The sequence below is a fragment of the Mesorhizobium sp. genome, assembly GCF_017306585.1.
Lineage (GTDB): Bacteria > Pseudomonadota > Alphaproteobacteria > Rhizobiales > Rhizobiaceae > Mesorhizobium.
On the sequence record NZ_JAFKIC010000136.1, the window covers coordinates 14,051 to 28,983 of the forward strand.

14 protein-coding genes are annotated in these 14,933 nt (G+C 65.1%); 7 read left to right on the forward strand and 7 right to left on the reverse strand.

What is annotated here, in order from left to right; translation table 11 throughout:
• Positions 1–73: 73 nt before the first annotated feature.
• From J0I79_RS13830 to J0I79_RS13860, 7 genes are all read right to left on the reverse strand, one after another.
• Positions 74–1,072 carry an ABC transporter ATP-binding protein gene (locus J0I79_RS13830; protein ID WP_292859180.1) on the reverse strand — a complete coding sequence of 333 codons (999 nt, stop codon included), beginning with the start codon at positions 1,070–1,072 and terminating at the stop codon, positions 74–76.
• A gap of 15 nt (positions 1,073–1,087) precedes the next feature.
• Entirely contained in the window at positions 1,088–2,143 is a 1,056-nt protein-coding gene (locus J0I79_RS13835; RefSeq protein WP_292859183.1) for a Gfo/Idh/MocA family oxidoreductase, read from the reverse strand.
• A gap of 3 nt (positions 2,144–2,146) precedes the next feature.
• Positions 2,147–2,614, reverse strand: coding sequence for a DUF4304 domain-containing protein (locus tag J0I79_RS13840; RefSeq protein WP_292859186.1), 468 nt, complete (start codon positions 2,612–2,614; stop codon positions 2,147–2,149).
• Positions 2,611–3,450 (reverse strand): carbohydrate ABC transporter permease, encoded by an 840-nt coding sequence (locus J0I79_RS13845; RefSeq protein ID WP_292859190.1) that lies wholly within the window; start codon positions 3,448–3,450, stop codon positions 2,611–2,613. The genes J0I79_RS13840 and J0I79_RS13845 overlap by 4 nt, the downstream gene beginning before the upstream one ends.
• An 11-nt stretch (positions 3,451–3,461) precedes the next feature.
• Complete coding sequence (locus tag J0I79_RS13850; RefSeq protein WP_292859193.1) at positions 3,462–4,391, reverse strand: sugar ABC transporter permease; 930 nt, start codon at positions 4,389–4,391, stop codon at positions 3,462–3,464.
• Positions 4,392–4,641: 250 nt separating this feature from the next.
• Positions 4,642–5,901, reverse strand: a complete 1,260-nt coding sequence (locus tag J0I79_RS13855) for an ABC transporter substrate-binding protein (RefSeq protein WP_292859196.1) — start codon at positions 5,899–5,901, stop codon at positions 4,642–4,644.
• Between the two features lie 117 nt (positions 5,902–6,018).
• On the reverse strand, positions 6,019–6,948 hold the full coding sequence (locus J0I79_RS13860; RefSeq protein ID WP_292859199.1) for an N-acetylmuramic acid 6-phosphate etherase: 930 nt from the start codon (positions 6,946–6,948) through the stop codon (positions 6,019–6,021).
• Between the two features lie 198 nt (positions 6,949–7,146).
• Here J0I79_RS13860 and J0I79_RS13865 point away from each other — a divergent pair, with 198 nt between their 5' ends.
• The 7 genes from J0I79_RS13865 to J0I79_RS13895 all read left to right on the forward strand — a co-directional run bounded on the left by J0I79_RS13865 (position 7,147) and on the right by J0I79_RS13895 (position 14,925).
• Positions 7,147–8,028: an N-acetylglucosamine kinase gene (locus tag J0I79_RS13865; protein ID WP_292859202.1), complete on the forward strand. Its 882-nt coding sequence runs from the start codon at positions 7,147–7,149 to the stop codon at positions 8,026–8,028.
• On the forward strand, positions 8,025–8,807 hold the full coding sequence (locus tag J0I79_RS13870) for a GntR family transcriptional regulator (protein WP_292859205.1): 783 nt from the start codon (positions 8,025–8,027) through the stop codon (positions 8,805–8,807). Before J0I79_RS13865 ends, J0I79_RS13870 begins: the two co-directional genes overlap by 4 nt.
• Positions 8,804–9,838 (forward strand): SIS domain-containing protein, encoded by a 1,035-nt coding sequence (locus J0I79_RS13875; RefSeq protein ID WP_292859208.1) that lies wholly within the window; start codon positions 8,804–8,806, stop codon positions 9,836–9,838. The genes J0I79_RS13870 and J0I79_RS13875 overlap by 4 nt, the downstream gene beginning before the upstream one ends.
• Positions 9,835–11,001 (forward strand): N-acetylglucosamine-6-phosphate deacetylase, encoded by a 1,167-nt coding sequence (gene nagA / locus J0I79_RS13880; RefSeq protein ID WP_292859211.1) that lies wholly within the window; start codon positions 9,835–9,837, stop codon positions 10,999–11,001. Before J0I79_RS13875 ends, nagA begins: the two co-directional genes overlap by 4 nt.
• An 83-nt stretch (positions 11,002–11,084) precedes the next feature.
• On the forward strand, positions 11,085–11,459 hold the full coding sequence (locus J0I79_RS13885) for a VOC family protein (protein ID WP_292859214.1): 375 nt from the start codon (positions 11,085–11,087) through the stop codon (positions 11,457–11,459).
• Positions 11,460–11,629: 170 nt separating this feature from the next.
• Positions 11,630–12,742: an NAD(P)/FAD-dependent oxidoreductase gene (locus tag J0I79_RS13890; RefSeq protein ID WP_292859217.1), complete on the forward strand. Its 1,113-nt coding sequence runs from the start codon at positions 11,630–11,632 to the stop codon at positions 12,740–12,742.
• 71 nt (positions 12,743–12,813) lie between these two features.
• Positions 12,814–14,925 (forward strand): ABC transporter ATP-binding protein/permease, encoded by a 2,112-nt coding sequence (locus J0I79_RS13895; RefSeq protein ID WP_292859220.1) that lies wholly within the window; start codon positions 12,814–12,816, stop codon positions 14,923–14,925.
• Positions 14,926–14,933: the final 8 nt, after the last annotated feature.

Genomic DNA, 14,933 nt, shown 5'->3' on the forward strand with positions numbered 1-14,933 from the left:
CCCTCATCCGTCTCGGCGCTGCGCGCCGATCCCCCCTCCCCCACAAGGGGGGAAGGAAGAGCGCGGTTGCGCACTACTTGATCGTCTTCCCATCAGCCCCGAACCTATAGGTCTTCGCCGGATCGGGCGTCGCATAAAGCGTTGCCCCCGGCTCCGCGTCATACACGCCGAAAATGCGCACCGTGATCAGCCCGGCCTTCTCGCAGTCGAGATAGAGGTTGGTGTCGGCGCCAAGATGCTCGGCGTGCACCACCGTGCCTTTCCAGGCCCCTGAATTCGGATCGACGGTCAGATGCTCCGGCCGCACGCCGATGGTCTTGGCGGTTTCGCCCAGACGCGCGCCGTCGATGAAGTTCATCTTGGGCGAGCCGATGAAGCCGGCGACGAACTCGTTTGCCGGCGAATTGTAGAGCTCCATCGGGCCGCCGATCTGCTCGATTCTTCCGGCGTTCAGCACCACGATCTTGTCGGCCAGCGTCATGGCCTCGACCTGGTCGTGGGTGACGTAGATCATCGTCGCCTTGAGCCGGCGGTGCAGCTGCGCGATCTCCAGCCTTGTGTTGACGCGCAGTGCCGCGTCGAGGTTGGACAAGGGCTCGTCGAACAGGAACAGCTTGGGCTCGCGCACCACGGCGCGGCCGATGGCGACGCGCTGGCGCTGGCCACCGGAGAGTTCGGCTGGACGGCGTTCGAGATAGGGCTCCAGCGACAGCATGGATGAGGCGATGCCGATGCGGCGGTCTATCTCGGCGGCCGGCGTGCCGGCCTGCTTGAGGCCGAGGCCCATATTGTTCTTCACCGTCAGATGCGGATAGAGCGCATAGGTCTGGAACACCATGGCAATGCCGCGTTTTGCCGGCGGGGTGACCGAGACATCGGTGCCGTCGATCAGCACCCGGCCCGAGGTCGAATCCTCCAGCCCGGCGATGACGCGCAGCAGGGTCGACTTGCCGCAACCCGACGGGCCGACGAAGACGACGAATTCGCCATCGGTCACTTCGAGGTCGATGCCCTTCAGCACCTCGACCGGCCCGAAGGCCTTCTTCACATTCTCGATCTTCAGCGAGCCCACGGCTTCGTTCCTGTTCTACAGTTTCACGGCATTGCCGCTGCGCACGCTCTCGTCGGCGGCGAGGCAGACGGCGAGCGACTTCACCGCATCGTCCATGTGTCTGGTCAGATCGATGTCTTCGCGGATCGCCTTGAGGACGAAAGCCTGCTCAAGGTCGCAAAGGTCCTGGTGGCCGGGCTCGCCTGCCATCGACAGCATCTCGTCCGGCTTGACGAATTTGCCGTCGGCGCCCGTCGCGGCGCTGTGCAGGCGAATGGTCGAGGTCTTGGTGTGGGTGTCGATGTCGTCTGATTTCACGCCCTCCTTCATGACGATCGACACGCATCCCTTGGGCGAGATGACGTCCTTCACGAAGAAGGCGGTTTCCGAAATCATCGGACCCCAGCCGGCCTCGTACCAGCCGACCGAGCCGTCATCGAACAGCACCTGCAGGTGGCCGTAATTGTACATGGAGGGTGCGACCTCGTCGGTCAGGCGGACGCCCATGCCGCGCACCTCGACCGGCCGGGCGTCGGTGATCTGCAGCATGACGTCGAGATAGTGCACGCCGCAGTCGACGATCGGCGAGGTCGTCTGCATCAGTTGCTTGTGCGTCTCCCAGGTATGGCCTGACGATTGCTGGTTGAGGTTCATGCGAAAGACATAGGGGCCGCCGAGCTTGCGCGCCTCGGCGATCAGACGGATCCAGGACGGGTGATGGCGCAGGATATAGCCGATCACCAGCTTTTTGCCGTTGGCCTTGGCGGCCGCGACGACGCGCTTTGCATCGGCCACTGTCGTCGCCAGCGGCTTTTCGACGAAGACATGGCAGCCGGCCTCGAATGCCTTCACCGCATAGTCGGCATGGCTGTCGGAATAGGTGGCGATACAGGCGACGTCGGGTTTTTCCTCGCGCAAAGCATCGTCGAAGGAGCGGCGGATGCCGTAGCCGGAAAGCCCTTCCGGCAGCGCCACATCGGAGCGGTTGACCAGCGCCGCGATCTCGAAGCCCGGATTGGTGTGATAGGCCAGCGCGTGGCTGCGGCCCATATTGCCGAGGCCGGCGACGACGACACGAAGGGGTTCAGTCATGGATCAATTTGCCTTCTCTTGCGTACGGGCCACGAGCAACACCATCGCGGGAGGCTCGCACTCATCAGCGACCCGCAAAGCCGCCTCCTCACTGTCGCACCGGAACAAAAGGCCGAAACCATAGGCCTCGAGACCTTCCTTGATCGCCGAAAGTCTCTGAGTGCCCGGCAACGGATGCTCGAGGTTGAGAGCTTGCGTGAACGCCTTCGACTGCTCGTCGCCCATTTGCGAATCCACTCGCCAACGGACGTGGCATTTGTGTTCCTTCGGCCAACGCTCGGCCCCGAACCGCGTGAACCAGACAGCGGCGTTGAGGTAGAATTGCGAGCCCCAAGCCGACTTCTGGAGGTTCAGCAGGCAGGTCGTCTCCGGCCATTCGCGGTAGAAATTCGTGGCGCGAACGCCTCGAAATCCATAGCGGCTCGCTGTCTCCACGAGGGCCTCTATGATGATCTCTCGGCCGTCGCTCACTTCACCGCTCCGGAGGTGATGCCGCGGATCAGCTGCCGCGAGAAGATGACGTAGAGGATGAGCACCGGCAGGATCGCCAGCGAAAGTGCGGCCAGGATCGCGTTCCAGTTGGTGACGAACTGGCCGAGGAAGAGCTGGGCGCCGAGCGTCACCGTCTTGGTCTCTTCCGACGGCGCCAGGATGAGGGGGAACCACAGATCGTTCCAGATCGGGATCATGGTGAAGACGGCGACGGTCGCCATCGACGGGCGCACCAGCGGCACCACCAGGCGGAAGAAGATGGTGTATTCGGACAGGCCGTCGATCCGGCCGGCGTTCTTGAGGTCGTCGGACACCTGCTTCATGAATTCCGACAGGATGAAGACGGCGAGCGGCAGGCCTTGCGCCGTATAGACCAGGATCAGCGCCGTCAGCGTGTTGACCAGCCCGCTTGCCACCATCAGCTGCAGGATGGCGACGGTGGCGAGCCGGATCGGGATCATGATGCCGAGCGCCAGATAGAGCCCCATCAGCGTGTTGCCGCGGAAGCGGTATTCGGAGAGCGCGAAGGCGGCCATGGCGCCGAACAAAAGCACGAAGAACAGCGAGCCCACCGTGACGACGAGGCTGTTCTGGAAATAATGGAAGAAATCGCCCTGGCCGATGACCGTCGTGTAGCCGATGAGGTCGAAGGTTTTCGGCGTCGGCGGTGTCAGCGGCGCGCCGAAGATGCCGGCGCGCGACTTGAACGAATTCATGATGACCAGGATCACCGGAAACAGCGCGATCACCGTATAGGTCAACAGGATCGCGTGGGCGCCGATGGTGCGGGGAAGCGAACGGGTGGCGGTGCTCATCTCTCGCCCCTCTAGAACTGATACCGACGCAGGCGCGTCTGGATGAGGAACAGGTAGACGCAGACGCCGCCGAGGATGATCAGGAACATGATCGTGGCGATCGTCGCGCCCATGTTGGGGTCGCCGACCTGCAACTGGAAGCCGAAGAAGGCGCGGTAGAGGAAGGTGCCGAGAATGTCCGTCGAATAGTTCGGCCCGGCGAGCGCGCCTTGCGCGGTGTAGATCAGGTCGAAGGCATTGAAATTGCCGACGAAGGTGAGGATCGAGATGATGCCGATCGACGGCAGGATCAGCGGCAGCTTGATCTTCCAGAACTGCGACATACCGGTGATGCCGTCACATTCGGCCGCCTCGATCACCTCGTCGGGGATCGACAGCAGGGCGGCGTAGATCAGCATCATCGGGATGCCGATGAACTGCCATACCGAAACCAGGCTGAGCGCGGTCAGCGCGTACTGCTCCTTGCCGAGCCACGGCGTGAACAGGCTTTTCAGACCGACGAAATCAAGCAGATGCGGCGCCACGCCCCACAGCGGCGACAGGATCAGCTTCCAGGCGAAGCCGACGATGACGAAGGACAGGATGGTCGGCACGAAGATCGCCGTGCGGTAGAAGGCCGAAAACCTGAGTTTCGGGCTGGACAGGAGCGCGGCCAGGAGCACGCCGATCGGGTTCTGCACCAGCATGTGGATGATGAAGAACCAGACATTGTTGCGCAGGGCATTCCAGAAGTTCACCGACCAGTTGGGATCGCCGAACAGGGTGCGGAAATTGTCGAAGCCGACGAAGACCTGATGCTGGTCGATATTGCGGAACAGCGAGAGCTGCAGCGTGCCGGCGAGCGGCAGGATCATGATCGCCGTGTAGACGAGCACCGCCGGCGCCAGAAAGATGGCGATGTGCCAGCGGAAAGGTCTTTTCGGTCTGATATCTGCGGCCATGAGTTCGGTCCCCGCCGTCTCTCGGTTCCAATTGGGTCGTGATGCCAGGTGATGCCTCGATGCACGGCCCGAACAATCTTGCCCGCTACGGCAAGAACAAAGGCCTGCGACTGATCAGCCAGCCTTCCCCATGCTCCGAGGGTAAGGCCGCGAGGCGGTGCCGACAATCGCTATCTGAGCGGTTGCTGTTTTAAAGAACCAGTCCGAAGCCGGCCGGGCATGCACCCGGCCGGCTCCGTTGCCTGAGCTCTTACTTCGCCGGATGATACCAGCTGTCGAGACCGGTCTGCAGCTTCTTGGCCGCGGCCTCGGGGGTGTCGGTGCCGTTGATGACGTTGGCCGATTCAACCCAGGTCTCGTTTTCCAGGTTCGGCGTGCCGCGCGACAGGATCTGGTAGGTCGAGCGGATCGTCGACTTGCACTTGCCGCGCCAGGAAACGAATTCCTGCGCCAGCGGGTCTTCCATCTTCACCGGCGCGGAGTTCAGGCTGAAGAAGCCCGGCAGCGCGTTGGCGTAGATGGTGGCGAAATCGGCCGAGGCCACCCAGGACAGGAAGGTCTTGGCCGCGTCCGCATGCTTGGAAGCCGCATTCAGGCCCATGCCGATATCGGTGTGGTCAGAGATGTAGCAGGTATCGCCGGCCTTCTCGACCGGCGGCGGGAAGGCGCCCATCTTGAACTGGGCCTGCGTGTTGAACAGGCCGATTTCCCACGAGCCGGCCGGGTAGATGGCGGCGCGGCCGAGCGTGAACAGGTTCTGGCTGTCCGGGTAGGTCTGGGCTTCGAAGCCATCGCCGAGATAGGGCTTCCACTTGGCCAGTTCCTCATAGGGAGCGACCCAGTCCTTGTCGGTCAGCTTCTGCTCGCCCTTGATCAGAGCGGCGCGGCCGTCCTCGCCCTTCCAGTAGTTCGGGCCGATGTTCTGGTAGCCCATGGTCGCGGCTTCCCAGAGGTCCTTGGTGCCCATGGCCATCGGGATGTAGGTGCCGTCGGCCTTGATCTTGTCGAGCGCGGCGAAGAACTCGTCGCGGGTCTGAGGCACCTTGATGCCGAGCTTGTCGAAGGCGTCCTTGTTGTAGATGAAGCCGTGGATGACGGAGGCCATCGGCACGCAGAAGGTGGATTTGCCGTCATCGGTCTGCCAGGCGGACTTGGCGACCGGCGAGAAGTTCTCCATGCCGGGCAGCGAGGAGAGGTCGGCGAGGTTGCCCTTCTTGAACAGTTCGAGCGACTTGTCGAACGGGCGGCAGGTGATCAGGTCGCCCGCCGAGCCGGCGGCGAGCTTGGCGCCGAGCGCCGCGTCATATTCGGTCGGAGCCGATGGCGCGAACACCACCTTGATGCCGGGGTTCTTGGCTTCGAAGGCCGGGATCAGCTTGTCCTTCCAGATGGAAAGGTCGTCGCCGCGCCAGCTTTCGATGTTGAGCGTTACGTCTTCGGCATAGGCCACCCCGGCGGTGCCGAGGATGCTGGTGCCAAGAAGCAGTGCCGTCAGTAGTTTGGTTTTCATGCTCAGTCTCCCTGTTGACCTTTTTCAGGTTCGGTTTTGATGAGAACAGGGGCAATTTGCCCCTTGCTCCCCTCGCAAGCCCGTTTCACCCCGATGGAAATCGGAATGAACCAGGCCCTACTTCTTCGTTCGGGCATGATCTTCTCCGGGATCATGCCCCAGCGCCGAAAGGGCCGGCCGCAGCCTTTGGCCCGCCCCTTCCAGCAGTTTCTCGGCCGCGTCGGCGGTGTCCACGCCGGCGGCGAGCAGAATGGCGGTCTTGACCGCGCCTCCCGTCTTTTCCAGCAGGCGGGCCGCGTCTTCGGTGCTGCGCCCGCTGACGGCGGCGACAATGCGCGCCGCGCGGTGGCGCAGCTTGATGTTGTCGGCCGTGAGGTTGACCATGTAGCCGTCATGGACATGGCCGAGATGCACGGCGGTGAGCGTCGACAGCATGTTGAGCGCTATCTTCTGCGCGGTGCCGGCGCCCATGCGCGTCGAACCGGCGATGACTTCCGGCGGCGTTTCGAGCAGGATGGCGGTGCCTGCCTTGTCGAGCAGGGCCGTGCCCCCGTTGTTGGCGATGCCAATGGTGGCGGCGCCGCGGCGGGCGGCCTCCTCGAGGGCACGAACCGCGTATGGCGTCGTGCCGCTGGCGGAAATGGCGATGAGGCAATCCCCGGCTCCGATACCGGCACTGGCGACAGCGGCCGCCGCCTCCTCGGTATTGTCCTCGGGTCCACCCGCCAGCGTCCTGAAAGCCTCGTCACCGCCGGCGATCATGATGGCGATGCGGTCGCGCCGGATGCCGAAGGTGCCGGGCAGTTCCAGCGCGTCGGCCAGCGCCATCAGGCCCGAACTGCCGGCGGCCGCGTAGGCGAGCCTGCCACCGCCCTTCAGGCTGGCGGCAATAATCTCAGCGGCTTTGGCGATGGCGGGAATGGCATTGCTGACGGCCTTCGCGGCTTCAACCTGCGCTTCCGCCAACGAAACAAGGATGGCCTCGGGAGCCTGGATGTCCAGACCCTCGGCATTCCTGTGCAGCGCTTCGGTGCGCGTTTCCGCCATCCTTGCTCCTCCGATGCGAGAACAATACCAAAAAAATACCACTTGTCCACACGCATTAACGAATTCGAGGGTCGGAAATCGTTGCGCCGGCGAAATGTGCAGGATTTTCAATAAAATATGGCTTAATCTTTTTTGAACGGAAATTAATCCTTGGCTATTGGTATTTTATTGGTATTATCCGCCCGAGGAGAAAAAAGCGTGAAATTCGTGCTCGGTATCGATGGCGGCGGCACCAGCTGCAGGGCCGCCCTGGCAACGGCGGACGGCATTGTCATGGGCCGCGCCAAAAGCGGCGCCGCCAACATCCGCACCGATCTTACCGGCGCCCGCTCGAACATTGTCGAGGCCGCGCGCCAGGCGTTCGTCGCCGCCGGCCAGGATCCCGGGCTCATCCCGCAGACGCCGGCCATTCTTGGTCTCGCCGGCGCCAATGTCGGCACCTACCGCCAGCAATTGAAAGCAATCCTGCCGTTCAGCACCAGCCGCGTCGAGACGGACGCCGAGATCGCGCTTGAAGGCGCGGTCGGCTCGGGCGACGGCGCCATGGCGATCCTCGGCACCGGCACCGCCTACATGGCGCGTAAGGATGGCGTATCGCGCGCCATCGGCGGCTGGGGATTCCAGGTCGGCGATCAGGGCAGCGGCGCCCGCATCGGCCGCGACCTGCTCGAACAGACGCTGCTTGCCCATGACGGGGTTCGCCCGGCCTCCCCGCTGACTCAAAGCATGATGGCCGTGTTCCGCGACAATCCCGAAGACGTGGTCGAGTTTACCACCAACGCCAAGCCGGGCGATTTCGGCGGTTTCGCGCCGAAGGTGTTCGAACACGCGCAAAAGGGCGACGCCGTCGCCAACTGGATTCTCGACAAGGCGGTCGCCGATGTCGAGGCCTCGCTCGGCGCGCTCGATCTCGCCGATGATGCGCCGCTCTGCCTGCTCGGCGGGCTGGCGCCGCTCTATGCGCCGCGCCTGTCGGCGCGCTACCGCGCGCTGCTGCGCGAGCCCCTCGACGACGCGCTAGGCGGAGCCGTGCAGATGGCGGCGCGTCTCTTCGCCGGACAGGCGGAGGCGGCCCGATGAGCGACGCCGCCGACCAGATTTTCGCCACGCTGAAGCAATCCTCGCAGAGCGGCGCGCCACTCTACCTGCAGCTCAGGAAAAGCATCGAGGACGCCGTCAATCGCGGCCTGATCGGCCCGGGCGACGCGCTGCCTTCCGAGCGCGACATCGCCACCAAGGCCGACATTTCGCGCGTTACCGTGCGCAAGGCGGTGCAGGATCTGGTCAAGGGCGGCATTCTCGTCCAGCGCCACGGCTCCGGCACGTTCGTTGCGCCGCGCATGGAGCGCGTCGAGCAGTCGCTGTCGCGGCTCACTTCCTTCACCGAGGACATGGCGCGGCGCGGCATGGCGGTGCGTTCGGCATGGCTCGACCGTGGCCTTTATGCGCCGTCGCCCGACGAGATGATGGTGCTCGGCCTGTCGTCGAGCGAACTGGTGGCGCGGGTGGCGCGCCTGCGCATCGCCGACGACACGCCGCTGGCGATCGAGCGCGCCTCGCTGTCGGCGAGCGTCCTGCCCGACCCGGCGGGCATCGGCTCCTCGCTCTACGCGGCGCTCGGAGTGACCGGCAATCGGCCGGTACGGGCCGTGCAGCGCATTTCGGCCGCCAATCTCGGCGAGACCGACGCGCGCCTGCTCGAAGTGCCGCCCGGCATTGCCGGCCTGCACATCGAGCGCATCTCCTATCTGGCGAGCGGCAAGGTGATCGAATTCACCCGCTCCATCTACCGGGGCGACGCCTATGATTTCGTCGCCGAACTGCGGCTGACAGGGCCGAGCGAAGAGGGCCGACCATGATCCCCAACACCACCCATATGCAGCGCGAGATCGAGGAGATCCCCGAGGCCGTCGCGCGCCTTCTCGACGGTTCCGGCGCCGTGCTCGCCGAAGCCGGGCGCGGCATTCGCGAGCGCGATCCGCATTTCGTCGTCACCGTGGCGCGCGGCTCTTCCGACCATGCCGCGACCTTCATGAAATATGCCGTGGAGCTGACGGCGGGGCTTGCCGTCGCCTCGGTCGGTCCCTCCATCGCTTCGATCTATGGCCGCAAGCTCAGGCTTGCCGGTTCGGCCTGCCTGGCGATCTCGCAGTCGGGCAAGAGCCCCGACATCGTCGCCATGGCCGAAACAGCCCGGGCCGGCGGCGCGCTGACCATCGCCGTCACCAACACCGCCGATTCGCCGCTGGCGCGCGCGTCGGACCATGCGATCGACATACTGGCCGGGCCCGAGCGCAGCGTGGCGGCAACAAAGACCTTCATCAACTCGGCTGTCGCCGGTCTCGCTTTGATGGCGCATTCGACCGGCGACGACGCGCTTCTGGCCGCACTCGCCCGCCTGCCCGACCATTTCGGCAAGGCGATCGCCTGCGACTGGATGAGCGTGCTGGCCGAGACGATCGAGAAGCAGAAATCGCTGTTCATTCTCGGGCGTGGCCCTTCCGCGGCAATGGCCAACGAGGCGGCGCTGAAGTTCAAGGAAACCTGCGGCATGCATGCCGAGGCCTATAGCGCGGCCGAGGTCATGCACGGGCCGCTGGCGCTGGTCGGCCCCGATTTCCCGGTGCTGGCGCTGGCAGCGCGCGACGCGTCGGAGCCCTCGGTTGCGGAAGCCGCCGACAGCCTGGCGGCCAAGGGCGCGCCCGTCTTCGTCACCTCGGCGCTGGCCAATCGCGCCACGCGGCTGCCGCATGTCGCGACGGGCCATCCTCTGACCGATCCGCTGACGCTGATCGTCTCCTTCTACATGTTCGTCGAGGCCTTTGCCCGCCATCGTGGCCTCGATCCCGACACCCCGCCCAATCTTCGCAAGGTGACGGAGACCGTATGAGCGACCGTTTTGCCCTGACCGGCGCCCGTATTTTCGATGGCGACCGCTGGCATGAAGACCACGCCCTTGTGGTGCGCGACGGCCTCGTCGAGGCCATTCTGCCTGCCGGCTCGCTTGGCACCGACCTCCGCACGGTCGAGACGGGCGGCGGGATGCTGGTGCCGGGCTTCGTCGACATCCAGGTCAATGGCGGCGGCGGCGTCATGCTCAACGACCATCCCGACGTCGCTTCGATCGAAACCATCTGCCGGGCGCACGCGCCGTTCGGCACGACGGCGCTGCTGCCGACGCTGATCACCGATACGCCACAAATCACCGCCGCCGCCGTCGCCGCCGGCGAAGCCGCGGCCCGGCAGAAGGTGCCGGGCTTTCTCGGGTTGCATCTCGAAGGTCCGCATCTGTCGATCGCGCGCAAGGGCGCGCACGATCCGGCGCTGATACGGCCGATGACGGATGCCGACCAGACGCTGCTGATCGACGCACGCGGGAAACTACCGGTGCTGCTTACCACGGTCGCGCCGGAATCGGTGGAGCCGTCCCGTGTGACGGCCCTGGCCAAGGCCGGCGTCATCGTCAGCCTCGGCCATTCCGATACTGGCTGCGCGACGGCTCAGGCCTTCGCCGAAGCGGGCGCCAGCGTGGTCACCCATCTGTTCAACGCGATGAGCCAGATCGGCAACCGTGAGCCGGGACTGGCTGGCGCGGCCATCGAGATCGGCGCCTTGTCCGCCGGGCTGATCGCCGACGGCATCCATGTCCATCCGGCCACGATCCGGATCGCGCTGGGCGCCAAGAACGGGCCGGGCCGGATCGTGCTGGTCACCGACGCCATGGCGACGATCGGCACCGACATGACGTCCTTTACCCTCAACGGTCGCACCATCTACCGCAAGGACGGGAGTCTCAGGCTCGCCGACGGAACGCTGGCGGGCGCCGATCTCGACATGATCTCGGCCATCCGCTTCATGCACCGCGTGGTCGGCATCGAGCTCTCCGAAGCCCTGCGCATGGCCTCGCTCTATCCGGCGCAGGCGGTCGGCCAGGCGCATCGGCTCGGGCGGTTTGCCAACGGCACGGCGGCGGATATCGTTGCGCTGTCGGACGGCCTCGATGTCAAGCGCGTGTGGATCGACGGCACCAGCGTTTTCCAGGCGGGCGTTTAGGCCTGGCGACAGACGCAAGGGCAGCCCCCTTGAGCATCCGGTGCCGATGACCGACATTGCGTATGCGGGTCGGGAGGAAGCGAATGGTCAATCACGTGCCGGAAGGCCGTCACACCGTAACGCCGCGCCTGATTACGCCCGATGTCGCCGGGCTCGTCGAATTTATTCGCGTCGTGTTCGGCGCTCAAGGCGACCACGTACCTGACCGGCCGGTCGAGCTCAAAGTAGGCGATTCCCTCATAATGGTCAGTGACGGCGGGGGGCTGAGACCGTCCATGCCCGGAATGCTCTACGTCTATGTCGCCGATACCGATGCGACATTCCAATCGGCGGTCAGATCGGGCGCCCGCGTTATCGAGCCTCCAAGCGACATGCCGTGGGGAGATCGACGCGCAACGGTCGCTGATAGCTGGGGAAACCTCTGGCAGATCGCCACCTATCTCGGGCCCGGCCACTGATCCGACCGCCAGCAGTTCGACGTCCGCCCGCGGTTGCCGTTCGGAACGGGTGAAAGTCGCCGCAGCGCCGGATATCAGGCGTGTGATTGTTTCCGCTGGAACTGGCCGCAACCTCGTGTTGCCTGCTTGCCGGATTCGTGTGACACGGTCCCGTCCCAAGGAACAAATTCATGCATGAAATCGACTGCGTTGTGGCTGGGGCGGGTGTCGTCGGGCTCGCCATCGCCAGGGCGCTTGCCCTGTCGGGCCGCGACGTGGTGGTGATCGAGCCGGCAGATGCGATCGGCACCGTCACCAGTTCGCGCAATTCGGAAGTCATCCATGCCGGGCTTTACTACGCGCCGGGCAGCCTGAAAGCCCGGCTCTGCGTTGAAGGCCGCCAGCTTCTCTACGCCTATTGCGCTCAGCACGGCATAGCCCATCAGCGAACTGGCAAACTGATCGTCGCCAGCGAGCCCGGCCAGACGGACGGGCTGCGGGCGATCGAGGCCAATGCGCGACGCTGCGGGGTCGACGATCTCGAATTTCTGACGAAGAGCGAGGCGGAAAGCCTGGAGCCTGCGCTGACATGCGCTGGCGCGCTGCTGTCGCCGTCGACCGGCATTGTCGACAGCCACGCGCTGATGCTGTCGCTGCGCGGCGACGCCGAGGCGGCCGGGGCGTCCTTCGCCTTCCTGACGACTGTCGGCGGGGCGGCGATCGAGGCCGGCGGCATCCGGATCGACACGCGCGACGCCAATGGCGAAAGCTTCACGTTGGAGGCCGATACGTTCGTCAACGCCGCCGGCCTCGAGGCGCAGGCCGTCGCCAGCCGCATCGAAGGGTTTCCAAGGAATCTCATCCCGCGCCAGTGGCTGGCGCGCGGCAATTACTTCTCGTTGCCGGGCCGGTCGCCGTTTTCGCGACTGATCTATCCGGTACCCGTCGAAGGCGGGCTTGGCGTCCACCTGACGCTCGACCTCGGCGGCAGCGCGCGCTTCGGGCCTGACGTCGAATGGATCGAGCAGGTGGATTACACGGTCGATCCCGGCCGGAGCGCTGTCTTTTACGAGGCTATCCGCCGCTATTGGCCCGATCTCGGCGATGGCGCCCTGCAGCCGGCCTATGCCGGCATCAGGCCGAAACTGTCTGGCCCCGGCCAGCCGGCCGCCGACTTTCTGGTGCAGGGGCCGGCCGACCATGGCGCGGGCCGGATCGTCAACCTGTTCGGCATCGAGAGCCCCGGCCTGACCGCGAGCCTTGCGATCGCCGATCATGTCGCCGAAATGCTCTATCCGCGATGACAGGCTTGCCGGCGCGCCGATATCGCGCGGCGCGATGAAACCTTTCGGTTTCAGGGCCGTTGTCGGGGCGCATGTCCGAGGCGAGATCCAAACCGAAAACGGCCGACGGCAGCACGCCGCGCGGCGCCGCCAAGCCGCGAGGGACGTCGCGACGGCAGAAGGCTCGCGAGGAACGATCGCGGGAAGACGTCACGCGCGAAAAGAAGCCGCCGGCCACGCCGGCGACACCCCCGAAGGCACGAAAGCCAAAGCCACGAAAGAAGGATGAATCGATCGTCGAGGCAGCGGCGTCCGATGTCGCGGCAGAGGTTCCGCCGCCGCCCGAAACCGAGGAACCCGGACCCGAACTGACCGCGGAGGAAGCCGCGAAGGCGCGCAAGAAATACCTGCTGCGACGGTTCTGGATAAGCGGTCGCGGCTATTGGGGCCGGCATGGCGACAAGCTTGGCTGGCCTCTGGCCATCGGCTTGGTGACACTGATCGGCGTCAATGTCGGCTTCCAGTACGGCATCAATGTCTGGAACCGCTCGATTTTCGACGCCATCGAGAAGCGTGACGCTCATACCGTCTATTTCCTGAGCGCGGTGTTCGTGCCCCTGGTGCTGGGCAGCATCAGCCTCGTCGTGGCGCAGGTCTATCTGCGCATGACCATGCAGCGGCGCTGGCGAGCCTGGCTGACCACCTCGGTCATCGCACGTTGGCTGGCCAACGGCCGCTACTATCAGCTGAACCTGGTGAAGGGCGACCACCAGAATCCGGAGGCTCGTCTCTCGGAAGATTTACGGGTCGCCACCGAATCGCCCGTCGATTTCGTCGCCGGCGTCATTTCCGCCTTCCTGTCGGCATCGACCTTCATCGTCGTGCTATGGACCATCGGTGGAGCGCTGAGCTTCAGCTTCGGCGGTTCGACCATCACCGTTCCCGGCTTTCTCGTCATCACGGCGGTCGTCTATGCCGGGGTCACCTCGACCTCGATGTTCATTATCGGCCGTGATTTCGTGCAGCTCTCCGAGGAAAAGAACCAGGCGGAGGCAGAATTCCGCTATGTGCTGACGCGGGTGCGCGAGAACGGCGAGAGCATTGCCCTTCTGGGCGGCGAAGAAGAAGAAAACAGCGGCATCGACCGCACCTTCGCGGGCGTGCTGAAACGATGGGCGCGGCTCACCGGCCAGCACATGCGCACGGCCCTGGTGTCGCAGGGGTCGAGCCTGTTCGCGCCGGTGGTTCCGGTGCTTTTGTGCGCGCCGAAGTTCCTCGAAGGGTCGATGACGCTCGGCCAGGTCATGCAGGCCGCGTCCGCCTTCGCCATCGTGCAGGGCGCCTTCGGATGGCTGGTCGACAACTATCCCCGCCTGGCCGACTGGAATGCCTCGGCGCGCCGCATCGCCTCGCTGATGATGTCGCTCGACGGGCTGGAGCGCGCCGAGCAGAGCGACGAACTCGGCCGCATCAAGCATGGCGAGACCAAGGGGGACGCGATGTTGTCCCTCGACGATCTGTCCGTGACACTCGACGACGGCACGTCGGTGGTCAAGGAAACGGAAGTCGTGGTCGAGCCCGGCGAGCGCGTGCTGGTGTCGGGGGAGTCGGGGTCCGGCAAATCCACCCTGGTGCGAGCAATCGCCGGGCTCTGGCCATGGGGCAGCGGCAGCGTCAACTTCCATCCAGACAGGCGGCTGTTCATGCTGCCGCAGCGGCCCTACATCCCGTCCGGCACGCTGCGCCGCGTGGTCGCCTATCCCGCGGCCGCCGACAACTGGAAAATGGATGAGGTCAAGGCCGCGCTCGAGAAGGTCGGGCTCGGCTACCTCACCGGCCGCATCAAGGAGGACGCCCCTTGGGACCAGACCTTGTCGGGCGGTGAGAAGCAGCGCGTCGCCTTCGCGCGGCTCCTGCTGCACCGCCCCGACATCGTCGTTCTCGACGAGGCGACTTCGGCGCTGGACGAGAAGAGCCAGGACCAGATGATGGGGACGGTGATCCGCGAATTGCCCGAAGTCACCATCCTCAGCGTGGCGCACCGCGCCGAGCTTGAAGCCTTCCATACCCGCAAGATCGCGCTCGAACGGCGCAACGGAGGCGCCAAGCTGGTCAGCGATGTCGACCTTGCGCCGCGCAGGCGCAAGCGGGGCCTGTTGCAGCGCGCGCTGTGGGGCTCAGGTGGCCAGGCCGGAAAGACGTAAGGCTGGCG